Origin of the sequence: Psychrobacter sp. 2Y5, from assembly GCF_051847375.1 — a bacterium.
Taxonomy (GTDB): domain Bacteria; phylum Pseudomonadota; class Gammaproteobacteria; order Pseudomonadales; family Moraxellaceae; genus Psychrobacter.
In genome coordinates this window covers 78,185-92,460 of sequence record NZ_JBPYDA010000001.1, presented here as the reverse complement: position 1 = coordinate 92,460, position 14,276 = coordinate 78,185, and the positions used below count along the sequence as shown (strand labels likewise).

Genomic DNA, 14,276 nt, shown 5'->3' with positions numbered 1-14,276 from the left:
AGGAATACCATGAGCGCTATTATTACCAGTAAACTAAGCCCAAACTCCGTTGAGTTTCAGCAAAACAGTAGAGCCATGCAAGCAATCGTTGATGATTTATATCAGCATTTAAATAAGATTGCCCAAGGCGGATCAGAGCGCGCTCGTGCCAAGCATTTAGCGCGCGGTAAGCTGTTGCCACGTGAGCGCGTGGAGCGTCTGCTTGATGTTGGCACGCCTTTTTTAGAAGTCGCTCCAATGGCCGCGCATGATATGTATGGCGAAGATATTCCAGCGGCAGGAGTCATCGCCGGTATTGGCCGTGTTAATAATATTGAGTGCATGATCGTCTGTAATGACGCCACAGTAAAAGGTGGCACTTATTATCCGATGACGGTGAAGAAACATTTACGCGCGCAAGAAATCGCGCAGCAAAACCATCTACCGTGTGTCTATTTAGTGGATTCCGGCGGCGCAAATCTACCCAATCAAGATGAGGTATTCCCTGATAAAGATGACTTCGGGCGTATCTTTTTTAATCAAGCCAATCTCAGCGCAGCGGGTATTCCACAAATCGCGGTAGTAATGGGAAGCTGTACGGCAGGCGGTGCTTATGTACCTGCGATGAGCGATGAATCTATCATTGTCGAAGATCAAGGCACTATCTTTCTCGGTGGCCCGCCATTGGTGAAAGCAGCGACGGGTGAAGAGGTGAGCGCAGAAGATTTGGGCGGCGGTGATGTGCATACGCGGCTATCAGGGGTGGTCGATTATCTGGCGCAAAACGACACCCATGCGTTATCCATAGCGCGCGATATCGTCGGACACTTGAATCGCGATGCCAAAGTCATTCCCAATCAAATCACCCCGCGACCACCGCGCTTTGACGCCAAAGAATTATACGGCATTATCCCAACCGATAAGCGCAAGCCTTTTGATATCAAAGAGATTATCGCTCGTATCGTTGATGATAGCGCCTTTGATGAATTCAAAGCGCGCTTTGCTAATACCCTTATCTGCGGTTTTGCCCATATCGAAGGTATGCCAGTCGGTATTATTGCCAATAACGGTATCTTGTTTAGTGAATCTGCGCAAAAAGGCACCCACTTTATCGAGCTGTGCTGCAAACGCAAAATCCCTTTAGTGTTCTTGCAAAATATCACCGGCTTTATGGTTGGGCGTAAATATGAAAACGAAGGGATTGCCCGTCATGGCGCGAAGATGGTGATGGCCGTTGCTAATGCTAAAGTGCCTAAATTTACCGTTATCGTCGGCGGCTCTTTTGGCGCGGGTAACTATGGTATGTGCGGCCGTGCTTATGACCCGAGATTTTTATGGATGTGGCCAAACGCGCGTATCTCGGTGATGGGCGGCGAGCAAGCGGCATCGGTATTGGCGACAGTGAAGCGTGATAACTTCGAGCGTAAAGGCGAGTCGTGGAGCGAAGCGGACGAAGAAACGTTTAAAGCACCAATACGGGAGATGTACGAAGAGCAAGGTCATCCTTATTATGCCACCGCGCGTCTTTGGGACGATGGCGTCATCGATCCTGCGGATACGCGTCAGGTGTTAGCATTAGGATTGAGCGCTGCTCATAATGCGCCTATTGAAGAGACGACTTTTGGTATTTTTAGAATGTAATTATTATATATTGTGTGTGATATAAAAACGATTTAGCGAGACTGGTATTAATTTTTCGCAGCCTCTGTCAGCGTAGACACAGCACGCCAGAAAAATTCATATCAGTTTCGCGTTGCAATATAATGTATTTATTTTATTTGCTATCGACTATAAGAAACCAGTGCTAAGACCAAGGCTAAGAATAGGAACAAACATAAATGACCAACTATAAAAACCTATTATTAACCATAGAAAACTACGTCGCAACCGTGACCTTAAATCGTCCTGAAATACGTAATGCCTTTAATGATAAAACGATTAGCGAGCTAAATACAGTGTTCAGCGCTTTAGGCAAAGACGATGAGGTTCGCGTGATTGTTTTAGCAGCAGCGGGAAAAGCCTTTTGTGCCGGCGCTGATCTAAACTGGATGCGCGCTATGGCGGATTATGATTATCAGGAAAACCTAGCTGATGCTGATAAACTGGCGCAAATGCTCAAAACCATTTATGACTGTCCTAAGCCTACCATTGCTGCTATTCAAGGCGACGTTTATGCTGGCGGTATGGGACTCGTAGCAGTGTGTGATATTGCTATTGCCGTTAAAAATGCGAATTTTTGTCTTAGCGAAGTACGTCTAGGTCTAGCGCCGGCGACTATTAGCCCTTATGTTATTCAAGCTTTAGGCGTACGCGCATCGCAGCGTTATTTTTTAACGGCTGAAGTGTTCAATGCCAAAAAAGCACGGCAACTTGGCTTTATTCATGAGCGAGTTAACGAAGACGAGTTGCAAGATAGAGTAGCTGGGATATGCGCTAAAATTGTCAGTAATAGCCCTGACGCGGTTAGGACTTGCAAGCGCTTACTCCATAATATCGCAGGCGAAGCTATCACTGATGAGTTAATCGCTGATACGGTAAAAGAGATTGCCGATATTCGCGCGTCTAAGCAAGGCCGCGAGGGGGTACAAGCATTTTTGCAAAAGCGTAAGCCGGATTGGTTAGTTGATAAGCAAAAATAACCTATTCAAATGACGATAAAATATCAAATATAAAGCACAGGAATTGCTATGTTCTCCAAAATACTAATCGCCAACCGTGGTGAAATCGCTTGCCGAGTAGCGGCTACTGCCAAGCGTATGGGCGTACGTACGGTCGCGGTTTACTCAGATGCCGATCAATATGCTAAGCATGTGGCAGTTTGTGATGAAGCTGTCTATCTCGGAGGCTCTGCGCCAAAGGATAGCTACCTAAAAGGCGATGCTATCATTGCTATTGCCAAGGAGCGCGGCGCTGAGGCGATTCATCCTGGCTATGGGTTTTTGAGTGAGAACGCCGACTTTGCACAAGCTTGTCAAGATGCGGGCTTAGTGTTTATCGGCCCATCAGCCGATGCTATTCGAGCGATAGGCGGTAAGTCCGAATCCAAGCGTTTGATGGAAGCGGCAGATGTACCGCTCATTCCCGGTTATCATGGCGAGAAGCAAGACGCAGCATTCTTAAAAGATAAAGCCGATGCTATTGGCTATCCGGTGCTGATTAAAGCCAGTGCTGGCGGCGGCGGCAAAGGTATGCGCATCGTTGAGGATAGTAATAACTTTACCGATCTTTTAGAGTCCTGTCGCCGTGAAGCCATCACTAGCTTTGGTAATGACCAAGTCCTCATCGAAAAGTATGCCCTCAAACCGCGCCATATCGAGATTCAAGTATTCGGCGATAGTCACGGTAATTATGTGCATCTGTTCGAGCGCGACTGCTCCGTACAGCGCCGCCATCAAAAAGTGCTAGAAGAAGCGCCTGCGCCTGACGTTGATGAGTCCATGCGTGCTGCAATGGGTAAAGCGGCGATCGATGCCGCGCGCGCGGTCGATTATGTCGGTGCGGGTACGGTAGAGTTTATCGTTGAGCAGCGCGATGAGGGCATGAGTTTTTATTTCATGGAAATGAATACGCGTCTGCAAGTCGAGCATCCGGTGACTGAAGCGATCACGGGTGTCGATTTGGTTGAATGGCAATTACGCGTAGCTGCGGGTCAGAAATTACCGAAATCTCAAGAAGATCTGAAGATAAACGGTCATGCGATTGAGGCGCGTATCTGTGCGGAGAATCCAGATAATGACTTCTTGCCTGCGACTGGCACGCTGTTTAGGTATCAAAAGCCAGAGCACAGCACCTTTGTGGTTGATGATGTACGTATTGATGATGGCGTGCGCGAAGGCGATGTGATTAGCCCTTTTTATGACTCGATGATTGCCAAGCTTATCGTCCATGCCCCGACTCGCACGCAAGCTTTAGCTAAACTTGATCAGGCATTAGCGCTCACTCGTATTGTCGGATTGCCCAATAACGTAGCTTTTTTGCGCTATGTGATTAATACCGACTCCTTTAGTCAGGCGAATCTCGATACTGCTTTAATTGAGCGTGAAGCAGATGAACTATTCAATCAGCATCCGCTAGAATTATCGACATTAGTGACGACAGCTATCGTGCAGCAGCTGGCTAGTGAGAAAGACAGCATTAGTATGAATGCTAACGTTAACGACCCTTTTAGTCAGGCTTCTGCGTTCCGTGCTTATACCGATTATACGCGTACTTTTAACCTGACTTATAATGAGCAAAATTACCTTGCGCGCATTAGCGATTGGCATAATGCTAGTCATGCCACTAGTCAAAAAGACACAGATAATTCTAATCGCTTTTTACTTACTATTGAACATGATAATGACGCTGAAACTGCTTCTAAAACGTCCGGCGAGTCTTTATATAAAGCTCAGGTTAGCTACCATAGTGATGACGCTCATAATCATACTCTATGGCTTGATGATACGCGTATAAAGGCGCAAAGCTGGACACATAACGAGACGGTTTATGTATTTAACGACACGGGCCGCGATCAGATTAAGCTGATTGATTTAATGGATTACGCAGGCGAAGAGTCTGCCGCAGTCGGTAGCCTAAAGTCGCCTATGCCCGGACAAGTTATCGCCTTTAAAGTCGCGGTCGGCGATAGCGTCAAGCAAAGTGAGCCTTTAGCCGTGATTGAAGCGATGAAAATTGAGCATACCATTACCGCACCCACAGATGGTGTCGTTGCTGAATTGCTATTCGCTGCAGGCGACTTGGTCGCTGATGGTGATGAGCTGTTGCGTATTGATGCGGTAGCTAATAAAGTTTAATGCTCAAAAGAGTTTCGTATAAATTATCTTAACCTTAACTTACCATGAGCTATTATAGGCTGGGTTTTTAACCCAGCATTGTAATTTTGCAAAGTCTTGATGCTGGGTTAAAAACCCAGCCTACGCTAATAATCTTAGAGATTTAAGAACGAAGTGATAAATTATAAAAAAATGAATGGCAAAGTAAAAAGGATTATAAGAATGAATAACGCTTACCCAAATCATGTCACAATCGTCGATGTCAGTCCGCGTGATGGCTTGCAAAACGAGTCAAAGACGGTACCGACAGCGGTCAAGCAAGCGCTAATCGAAGATTTAATCGCAGCAGGGGTTAAGAAGATTGAGACCACTAGCTTCGTCTCCCCTAAATGGGTGCCACAGATGGGCGATAATAGCGATTTGATGACAGCGCTTGCCCCTAGTAGAGATAAGGACGTTATCTATTCAGTGCTCGTGCCCAATATGCGCGGCTTTGACAATGCCATCGCGCATCACCCTGATGAGGTCGTTATCTTCGCCTCAGCCAGCGAAACCTTTAGTCAAAAAAATATCAATTGTAGTATCGATGAGAGTATCGAGCGTTTTGCGCCAGTTGCCGCCGCGGCCAAGGAGAAAGGCATTAAAGTTCGCGGCGTCATCTCTTGCACGGTCGGCTGTCCTTATGAGGGCGAGATTGACCCTAGCCAAGTCGCTTATGTCACCAAACGCTTGGTTGAGATTGGCGCGGAGCAAATTGGCATCGCGGATACTATAGGAGTAGGCACGCCTATCAAGGTAAAAAAAGCGCTGCAAGCGACACTAGAGCACATCGATATTGCGCATGTCTCAGGGCACTTTCATGATACCTACGGGCAGGCGCTGAGCAATACTTTAGCAGCGCTTGAGATGGGCGTGAGCGAATTTGATACCTCAGTGGCAGGCCTTGGCGGTTGTCCTTATGCTAAAGGCGCTACCGGCAATGTCGCGACCGAAGATGTGGTCTATATGCTTCATGGCATGGGTATTAAGACTGGTATTGATTTAGATAAGCTAGTCGTCGCAGGTGAGCGCATTAGTGAATTTTTGGGACGTCGTAACGACTCTAATGTAGCGCGGGCTTTGATCAATAAGCGACATTCTTAAAGACAGTATTTTAAAACAAGGTTTTTAGACTAAGTACTAGGACTAGGTTTTCTAAAATTATCAAAATTTCAAAACTTTAAATGATTAAGGATAAATAATGAGTTTACCCGGTTTAGATTTTCAGCTTGGCGAAGATATCGATGCTTTGCGTGATGTGGTGGCACAGTTCGCTGCTAAAGAGATTATCCCTCGCGCTGGTGAGATCGATAGTAGTGATGAGTTCCCCATGGACCTGTGGCAAAAAATGGGTGATTTAGGTCTACATGGCATTACCGTACCTGAAGAATACGGCGGCGCTGATATGGGCTATGTCGCGCATATGGTGGCGATGGAAGAGATCAGCCGTGCGTCAGCTTCTATCGGTTTGAGCTACGGGGCGCACTCAAATCTCTGTGTCAATCAAATCAAACGCAACGGTAACGAGGCGCAAAAGCAGAAATTTTTACCCAAACTCATCACCGGTGAATTCATCGGTGCGTTAGCGATGAGTGAAACGGGTGCGGGTTCTGACGTCACTAGCATGAAGCTCAAAGCCGAGCAAAAAGGCGATGTCTTTGTGCTAAATGGTAGCAAAATGTGGATCACTAACGGGCCTGATGCGGACGTGATGGTGGTCTATGCCAAAACCAATCCAGAGCTTGGCGCGCAAGGCATTACCGCCTTTATCATCGAAAAAGGTATGGCAGGTTTCGGTACCGCGCAAAAGCTCGATAAACTCGGCATGCGTGGCAGTCATACCGGCGAGATGACTTTTAATAATGTTGAAGTACCCAAAGAAAACATCTTAGGAGGCCTAAATAATGGCGTAAAGGTGCTAATGAGCGGCCTTGACTATGAGCGCGCAGTATTAGCGGCTGGCCCTATCGGCATTATGCAAGCGGTGATGGATAATGTTGTGCCTTACATTCATGACCGTAAGCAGTTCGGTCAAGCGATCGGTGAATTTCAGCTTATCCAAGGTAAAGTCGCCGATATGTATACGATTTTGCAAGCCGGTCGTAGCTTTTTATATACCGTTGGCAAAAATCTCGATATGCTCGATGCACAAGGCGCTGGACATAGCCGGCAAGTCCGTAAAGACTGTGCTAGTGTGATTCTATGGTGTGCGGAAAAAGCGACACTTATGGCGGGCGATGGTATCCAAATCTTTGGCGGTAACGGTTATACCAATGAGTATCCGCTCGGTCGCTTGTGGCGCGATGCTAAGTTATACGAGATTGGCGCAGGGACTAGCGAGATTCGCCGTATGCTGATTGGCCGTGAGTTATTTAATGAGACCAAGTAGAAATAATTAATTTTTTAGCACAATAAAAAAGCAGTAAGTCTAAGACCTACTGCTTTTTTTACTTTCTACGACTATTTAACTGGCTTTTAAACCATCAACTGTTTTTTGCTATGATCGAAATATCTCGCCAAACCATTTAACAATAAGTCATCACGTAGTCTTACCGGACGATTGACGTGCTCGGCGATCATAGTCGCGTCACCGCCAGTCATTATTAGCTCAAAATTGGGATGCCGATGGGTAATCTCATTGATAGCGCCAACGATAGATAATAATATCCCGTGATGTACCGCATCCTGTGTGGTTATTCCTTGAGCGATGCTATCAAAAGCACCGCTTGAGATAGTAATCTGCTTAGTGCCTGAAAATAGCGATTCGCGCTGCAAATAGATGCTAGGGAAAATATAACCACCCAAATGCTCGGCATGATCGATCAAATCTATCGTGACCGCCGTACCGCAGCCCACTACACATTGGCGCTTCGTCTTATCCACTGCGCCTAGCATCTGTAACCAACGGTCACAGCCCAATTGCTTGGCATCATAACGGCTGCTCATGAGCGCATGAGAAGAGTCGACATTGACAAACTCAAAGGGAATATTCAGCCGACTCAACGTCTCTGCTACTCGGCTATTGAGCTCATCACCAAGCACCGATGAGATACCGATAAAATCAGGCGCATAGCGCTCAAATCTATCAGTCAGGCCCATGAGTAGCTCAGCAGGCGCTTGCAAATGCTGCCGTGCATTGTGCGAGACAATCTGTCCAATATCGTCAGTCAGCCAGTATTTCAGTCGGGTATTCCCCAGATCTAGCCAGAGCATAAACTTTCCTTATTGGCCCTTTATCTAGTGCTCATTAAGTCTCATTTATCACATCAATGCGACCGGTAAAAATTGCTGAAATATTACCGTTATCTTGCTGTAATTGCAAACAGCCGTTTGTATCGATGCCATAAGCCCGGCCTTCAAGAATGTGCTCCTTATTATTGAGATTTTGAGTAACTTTTATCCTCAAGCCTTTGAGTGCGTCTTGCTCTTTAAACTGCTGGTTAAATTGAGCCGTTACATACTGGGTAGAGCTAGGCTGTAAATTAGACTTTTCAGCCGCTATATTTTTAAAGCATTCGATAGCTTCTAGCAAAGCCTGACTGATTTGCTCATAAATAATAGCTAGGCTTGGTATAGTTTCTAGCGGATTATCTTTTTCATCTTTTTTTATCGACTCATGAATATCTTGTAAGCTAATAGCTTGATAACTCATGCCTTCTAGCGTTTGTTCCGTCAGCTTAGGAGCCGCCGCTACATTTAACCCCACGCCTATAACGATGCCTTTTAGCTTGCTTGCTATCCATACCGGCTCAATCAGTATTCCCGCTAATTTATTAAAAGCAATGACATTATTTATATTGAAGCCAAAGTTTAAATTTTGCTTTGCTAGCGGGTAAAAGCCCAAATCATTGGCCCATTTCACGCCAATAGGAATTTTTCCTTGCGCTTTCAATTGTAAGTTAAGGGCTTGAATCACAGGCATTTTTGCGAGTTTGACACCGATAATCAACGACAGCAGACCGCTGATAGGCACGTCAATCGGATGATAAAGGGAGAGATACACATTACCAGGTGGCGATTGCCAAGAGCGGGTATGTTGCCCACGGCCTGCGCTCTGGATCTCAGCAGTAAGTAACTGTTTTTTGTTAACATCAAGCTCACCTGCTTGCAGTGCTTCTATTAGTTCGCTATTGGTCGATACACTCGTCGTTACATGACGATGATTTAGTGCGGAGAGGCTAGAGTTTTGGGTAAATAAAGACATATCAGTAGTCGCTGTAATCAATGAGCTAATAGTGCTAGCGGTTGTACATCTAAGAGTTAAGTATAAAGCAAAGTCACAATAACAGATTTTGTTATACTAAGCGCCTGCAACTACTAGCTGAATGCTCAATTATGAGCTAAAAATATATCTTACTAAATAGCAGTATCATAAAAGCGCAATGAAACAACTGGATAGTAAGACCGTAAAATAAAGGATTTCGATAATGCTATATGTATGGTTTGTGATTGCCGGCGCCTTTGCCGGAGTCTGTGCCGGTTTATTCGGTATTGGCGGCGGCATGATAATCGTGCCTGCGCTAGTTTGGATTTTTACCGCGTATAATTTTTCCCCAGAAGTCGTGACTCACTTAGCGGTTGGTACTTCCTTAGCGACCATTATCATCACCTCTATTAGCTCTCTAACTGCCCATAATAAACGCGGCGGGGTGCGTTGGGAGATTTGGCGCGGTATGGCTATCGGCTTAGTGGTTGGTAGCGTGGTTGGTGCTGGCATCGCTGATATGATTGATGGTAGGGTTTTGCAAGCGATCATCGGTGTTGGCGCATTATTAGTCGCGCTAAAGATGCTGTTTTTCTCCAATAAAGAACAGTTAGGCAAACCGCTGCCTTCTAAAGGCATACAAGTCGGTGCGGGGACGGGCATCGGTATGGCGTCGTCTATCTTCGGTATTGGCGGCGGTAGTTTGACCGTGCCATTTCTTAATTGGGCAGGGCTACCGATGAAGCAAGCGGTCGGCACTTCCGCTGCTTGTGGTCTGCCGATTGCCGTGGCGGGGGCGCTCGGCTTTGCATGGTTTGGTCAAGATGTGGCTAATCTCCCCGCAGGTACGATAGGTTTTGTACATATCATCGGATTTTTATGCATATCGGTCGCCAGTTTTATCACCGCCAAAATTGGCGCAAAGCTGGCGCATCAATTACCGGCGCTGATGCTAAAACGGGCTTTTGGGGTGTTACTAATCTTTGCAGGCGGGCAGTTGTTTTTAAGCGGCATTGGGGTGTTGTGACTACCTCTTCTTTGAATATTCTTTGCGTAGTAAGGACATTTATATTCAGAAAACTCTACTGAGCAATCTCACGAAAAAGCTGATGTCATGCAAACATAAGCCCTTCACAAGCCCTTGAAAAACCCCAAAAACCCACCCCAATTTCAGGTAGAATAGCCGCCTGTTTTTAGCAAGTTTATCGATATCTCATGCGTCTAAAATCCCTTAAGCTGGCAGGCTTTAAATCTTTTGCCAATGTCACTACTTTTACCTTTCCCCGAGGCATCACTGCTATCGTCGGGCCTAATGGCTGTGGAAAATCGAATGTCATTGACGCGATCCGTTGGGTATTAGGTGAAACCTCTGCCAAGCAATTGCGCGGCGGGGCGATGAGTGATGTGATCTTTGCCGGTACGCAAGATAAATCCGCCAAAAGCGTCGCTAGTGTCGAGCTGACTTTTGAGCACACGCAAGATGAGCAAACCGGTATTCGCCATGAATTCAACCTCTATCATGAACTGTCAGTACGCCGGCAAGTCAATTTGGATGGGCGCTCTGATTATTTTATCAATGGGACACGGGCGCGTCGCCGTGATGTCGTCGATGTGTTCTTAGGTACGGGGCTTGGCGCGCGCAGTTATGCAGTGATTGAACAAGGTATGATTGGTCGTATTGTTGACTCAAGTCCCATGCAACTGCGTGAGTTCATTGAAGAAGCGGCAGGCGTATCGCGTTATCAAGCCCGCCGGATAGAGACGCAAAAGAAGCTTTCAAGGACAGAGGATAATCTAGCACGTCTGCACGATATGCAAAGCGAGCTGGTCCGTCAACAAAAAAGCTTAGCGCGTCAAGCGACTAGTGCTCAGCGCTATAATGAGCTTAATGAAACTTTAGCGGATACCAAGCAACAACTGGCGATTCAGCAGTTATATCAAGCCAAACAAGCCCAGCTGCAGCATAAGAGTGTTTATGAGCAGAGCGCTACTGAAGCGACAGAACTACAAACTCGCTATGAACAGCTAAAAAGTAAGCAAGATAAATTAAGTACGCAGATTAACCAAGAACAATGGCTCAAAGACGAGGCGCAAAGCGCGCATTATCAGCAGCAGCTTAGCTGTCAACAAACTGAGTATGAGCTTAATGATATCACTGCTAAAGTAACCGCCATTAAACAGCAGTTAGCTGATTTAGACCGGCAACGTCAGCAGTCGACTGACGGGCTGGATAGGCTAAAGACCGAGCAGGCTGAACAGCAGCTAGCGCTTGATTGTTTACAGCCAGAGCTTGCTGAGCTATCAAAAAAGCGCCAAACTTATCAAGCGGATGAGCAACTGCTACAACGTGCATGGTCTGAGTCACAAACGCAGTTAGCGCGTCTGCAAGATAATGCGCGCACCCTCGAGCAGCAACAAGCGATTAATAATCAAGCGCAAAAACGCCATCATCTGGGTCAAGATAAGCTCGCTAGTCGCCAGCAGAGTTGGCAAACGCTGTGGGATCAGTCGCAAACTCAAAGCCTCAATAATGATGGCTCTTTGAGCATAGATGCGCAAGCCAAAAGCGTCAGCAGCGTTATCGATGAGCTAGAAGCTCAGTTGCAGCAGCGCGTCCGTCAGCAAGATAGCGTCGCTGAAAGGCTAGCTGATTTGCAACCGCAAGCTCATACGCTGCAGCAGCGTTTGACCGAGCAGCTACGCCAGGTGACGGCAAAAGAAAAGAGCCACGCGCTATTGGCAGGGGAATACGATACGCTGCATAAAATAGTGCATGCCGAAGCTAACGAGAAGCCGACCGCGCCAACGGATAAGACGGATAAGGGTTTGGCAAATAACGTCGCTATTGAAAATGAGAGTCTGCTGTCGACTGCTACTTTGCGCGAGCAAATCGAGCTGAGTGAACTTGGTCAGCAGCACGCCCAAATTCTCGATAACGTATTAGCCTTATGGTTAGACAGTCAAGTCTTGGTGCAAAATCAAATTGGTTTAAATTCAGAGACAGCTCTTTATAAATATGTACCTAATTTGCTTAGTTTTCAGCATAATCAAATTAACCATTCTAAGCAAAATGAAGCGGCTACCAGTAGCCACAGTTTATGGTTGCCTGCTACAAAAAACGATAGTGCAAATAAAAGTTTTATCAGCGAGCTACCTGCTGATTTAGAAGGCAAAGTTTTACCTTTATCCTCATTGATTACTAAGCCAAATTTAGCGATATGGCAGCAGTGCTATTTATATATTGCAGATAATAAGACTAGTAGCGAAATTACTGCAGAATTGACCGAAATATTAAAAGTCTTACCACCATCGGCATGGGTGTTAACTGCAGAGGGTTGGTTAATCAGTGAAAAAGGCACGATCAATTTTAGTCAATTAACCAAGCAAAAAAACGCTACGCAGAATAGTCATTTTTTGACACAGCGCTTGCAGCAACAGCAGCGTTTGATGCAGTTGGAAGAGTTGCTTGATAAGAGCGATGAGCATGTTGATAGCTTGCATAAGCAGATGAAACGAAGCCAAAGTCAGTATGATACGCTAAAAATAAGCTTGGATGAGAGCCGCGCACAAAGCGAGCAGCTTACGCGCGCGGTTTATGACTATCAGCAGCAATTGGCGACTGAAAAAGCCGCCCTTAAACAAAAACAAGCTGACGCGCAGCGTTTGCAGAGTGAAAGATTGGCTTTGGAGAGTGAGCAACAAGAGCTAGTGGCAGAACAAAAAGGACTCGATGATGAGCGCGAGCAAATCGAAACAGACTTACAAATAGTCAGGCCCAAGATTCAAGCAGCACAGGACCGGCGTCAGCAGTTACAAGGGGAGCGTAACGAGCTGCAGCGCAATCGTCAAAATGTTGAATCCGCTTGGCAAACCTTACAATTACGCCAGCAAAAAGACGAGATGCGTCTTGAGCATAGTGTTAATAGTCTTGAGCGAGCGACTAAATTTCTTGATGAGTCTTGGCAAAACCGGCTGGCACTGATCGCCAGTCTTGATAGCCACCAACAACAACTGCTAACACTGCAGGCCACATTACAGGCTATAAAAGCCAAGCGCGATGATCAGCAAGATTTATTAGCAGCGCGTGAAGTCACGCTGACCGCACTCAAAGATGACTATAATGAGCAGCAATCTATTTTAGATACTCTGCAGACAAACTTGCAAGCTCAGCAAGATACCAATGCCAAGCAAGCGACAGAGCTGGCGCTTAGTGAGTCCAAACTTAACGATGCTAGTGAAAACGTACAACATGCGCTCGATCGTTATCAGCAAATTCTAGCTAACCGTAATGACAAAGACCCTAAAAGCTCTGAATCATTGTCGCCGATGATAAGCGTTTCAAACTTACTAACTGATTTTATTATTCATGAGCGCCGCGTCCGTCCCGAGAAAATAGCCGAGCTACAAGCTGAGCAAGCTGATCTTGAGCAAAAAATTAGTAAAATAGGCGCGGTCAATCTGGCGGCAGTCGCAGAACTGGCTGAAGTCAATGAACGCTTAGAGCCGCTAGCGCAGCAGACTGAGGATATCGCTGCTAGTATGCAGACTTTGACTGCGGCTATTGCTTCGATTGATGAGACGACTAAGGCGCTATTTATGCAAACCTTAGAGTCGGTCAACGTAGAGTTATCTAAATTATTCGCTAAAGTATTCGGCGGCGGGCAAGCCAGCCTAACGCTAGATTTGGAGGATATGGCTGCTGACACCAATTCTGCTACTAATGCTGATATCACCATGGATAAATCTGAGCATTGGCGCGCAGGGTTAACCTTAATGGCGCAACCAAAAGGCAAGCGTAATAGTCGTCTAGCCGTACTCTCTGGCGGCGAGAAAACTTTGACCGCGCTGAGTCTGATTTTTGCGATATTTAAGCAGCATCCGGCGCCGTTTTGTGTACTCGATGAAGTCGATGCGCCACTTGATGACGCTAATGTTGGTCGTTTTACTAGCCTCATTACGGAGCTAGCTGATGACTTGCAGTTTATCTTTATTAGCCACAATAAACTGTCGATGCAGATTGCCGATGAGCTTAAAGGTATTACCATGCCTAGCGCTGGCATCTCTACTTTAGTAAGCGTCTCGCTTGACGAAGCCGAAAAATATATCGAAAGTTAAATATATCAAGTTAAGTATTGATAAACAAAGTTTATAATTTAGGGTAAAATCAGGGCAGTTATATCTATGGCGCGTTTCTGCCAGTTGGTACCTAATCCACAGCTCGCTAAAACGATTATTAACAAGTGTCAAACCGTTACAATGTGATGACGCTTTTAGGTAGGCGT

At 46.1% G+C, this 14,276-nt stretch carries 9 protein-coding genes; 7 read left to right on the top strand and 2 right to left on the bottom strand.

Going from position 1 to position 14,276, the window contains the following annotated elements:
- Positions 1–9 precede the first annotated feature (9 nt).
- From ACS8E3_RS00375 to ACS8E3_RS00355, 5 genes are all read left to right on the top strand, one after another.
- The gene (locus ACS8E3_RS00375; RefSeq protein ID WP_439240059.1) at positions 10–1,620 is read left to right on the top strand and encodes a carboxyl transferase domain-containing protein; all 1,611 of its coding nucleotides are present in this window, start codon (positions 10–12) and stop codon (positions 1,618–1,620) included.
- A 197-nt stretch (positions 1,621–1,817) separates the two neighbouring features.
- Positions 1,818–2,618, top strand: a complete 801-nt coding sequence (locus ACS8E3_RS00370) for an enoyl-CoA hydratase/isomerase family protein (protein WP_439240057.1) — start codon at positions 1,818–1,820, stop codon at positions 2,616–2,618.
- A gap of 48 nt (positions 2,619–2,666) precedes the next feature.
- Complete coding sequence (locus ACS8E3_RS00365; protein ID WP_439240055.1) at positions 2,667–4,772, top strand: acetyl/propionyl/methylcrotonyl-CoA carboxylase subunit alpha; 2,106 nt, start codon at positions 2,667–2,669, stop codon at positions 4,770–4,772.
- Positions 4,773–4,973: 201 nt separating this feature from the next.
- Complete coding sequence (locus ACS8E3_RS00360) at positions 4,974–5,894, top strand: hydroxymethylglutaryl-CoA lyase (protein ID WP_439240053.1); 921 nt, start codon at positions 4,974–4,976, stop codon at positions 5,892–5,894.
- Between the two features lie 97 nt (positions 5,895–5,991).
- A complete protein-coding gene (locus ACS8E3_RS00355) occupies positions 5,992–7,179 on the top strand; it encodes an isovaleryl-CoA dehydrogenase (protein WP_439240051.1) in 1,188 nt (395 codons plus the stop codon).
- Between the two features lie 86 nt (positions 7,180–7,265).
- On the opposite strand, the gene ACS8E3_RS00350 is transcribed toward ACS8E3_RS00355, so the two are convergent.
- Positions 7,266–8,003, bottom strand: coding sequence for a pantothenate kinase (locus tag ACS8E3_RS00350; RefSeq protein ID WP_439240049.1), 738 nt, complete (start codon positions 8,001–8,003; stop codon positions 7,266–7,268).
- A gap of 34 nt (positions 8,004–8,037) precedes the next feature.
- On the bottom strand, positions 8,038–8,994 hold the full coding sequence (locus ACS8E3_RS00345) for a biotin--[acetyl-CoA-carboxylase] ligase (protein ID WP_439240047.1): 957 nt from the start codon (positions 8,992–8,994) through the stop codon (positions 8,038–8,040).
- Between the two features lie 223 nt (positions 8,995–9,217).
- Between ACS8E3_RS00345 and ACS8E3_RS00340 the strand changes: the two genes are divergently transcribed.
- Both ACS8E3_RS00340 and smc read left to right on the top strand, forming a co-directional pair.
- A complete protein-coding gene (locus tag ACS8E3_RS00340; protein ID WP_439240045.1) occupies positions 9,218–10,021 on the top strand; it encodes a sulfite exporter TauE/SafE family protein in 804 nt (267 codons plus the stop codon).
- 188 nt (positions 10,022–10,209) lie between these two features.
- Entirely contained in the window at positions 10,210–14,109 is a 3,900-nt protein-coding gene (gene smc / locus ACS8E3_RS00335) for a chromosome segregation protein SMC (RefSeq protein WP_439240043.1), read from the top strand.
- Positions 14,110–14,276 lie beyond the last annotated feature (167 nt).

Bases quoted from the DNA above. Each gene is read 5' to 3' on its own strand.
- ACS8E3_RS00375 (WP_439240059.1), top strand. From the start codon at position 10: ATGAGCGCTATTATTACCAGTAAACTAAGCCCAAACTCCGTTGAGTTT.
- ACS8E3_RS00370 (WP_439240057.1), top strand. From the start codon at position 1,818: ATGACCAACTATAAAAACCTATTATTAACCATAGAAAACTACGTCGCA.
- ACS8E3_RS00365 (WP_439240055.1), top strand. From the start codon at position 2,667: ATGTTCTCCAAAATACTAATCGCCAACCGTGGTGAAATCGCTTGCCGA.
- ACS8E3_RS00360 (WP_439240053.1), top strand. From the start codon at position 4,974: ATGAATAACGCTTACCCAAATCATGTCACAATCGTCGATGTCAGTCCG.
- ACS8E3_RS00355 (WP_439240051.1), top strand. From the start codon at position 5,992: ATGAGTTTACCCGGTTTAGATTTTCAGCTTGGCGAAGATATCGATGCT.
- ACS8E3_RS00350 (WP_439240049.1), bottom strand. From the start codon at position 8,003: ATGCTCTGGCTAGATCTGGGGAATACCCGACTGAAATACTGGCTGACT.
- ACS8E3_RS00345 (WP_439240047.1), bottom strand. From the start codon at position 8,994: ATGTCTTTATTTACCCAAAACTCTAGCCTCTCCGCACTAAATCATCGT.
- ACS8E3_RS00340 (WP_439240045.1), top strand. From the start codon at position 9,218: ATGCTATATGTATGGTTTGTGATTGCCGGCGCCTTTGCCGGAGTCTGT.
- smc (WP_439240043.1), top strand. From the start codon at position 10,210: ATGCGTCTAAAATCCCTTAAGCTGGCAGGCTTTAAATCTTTTGCCAAT.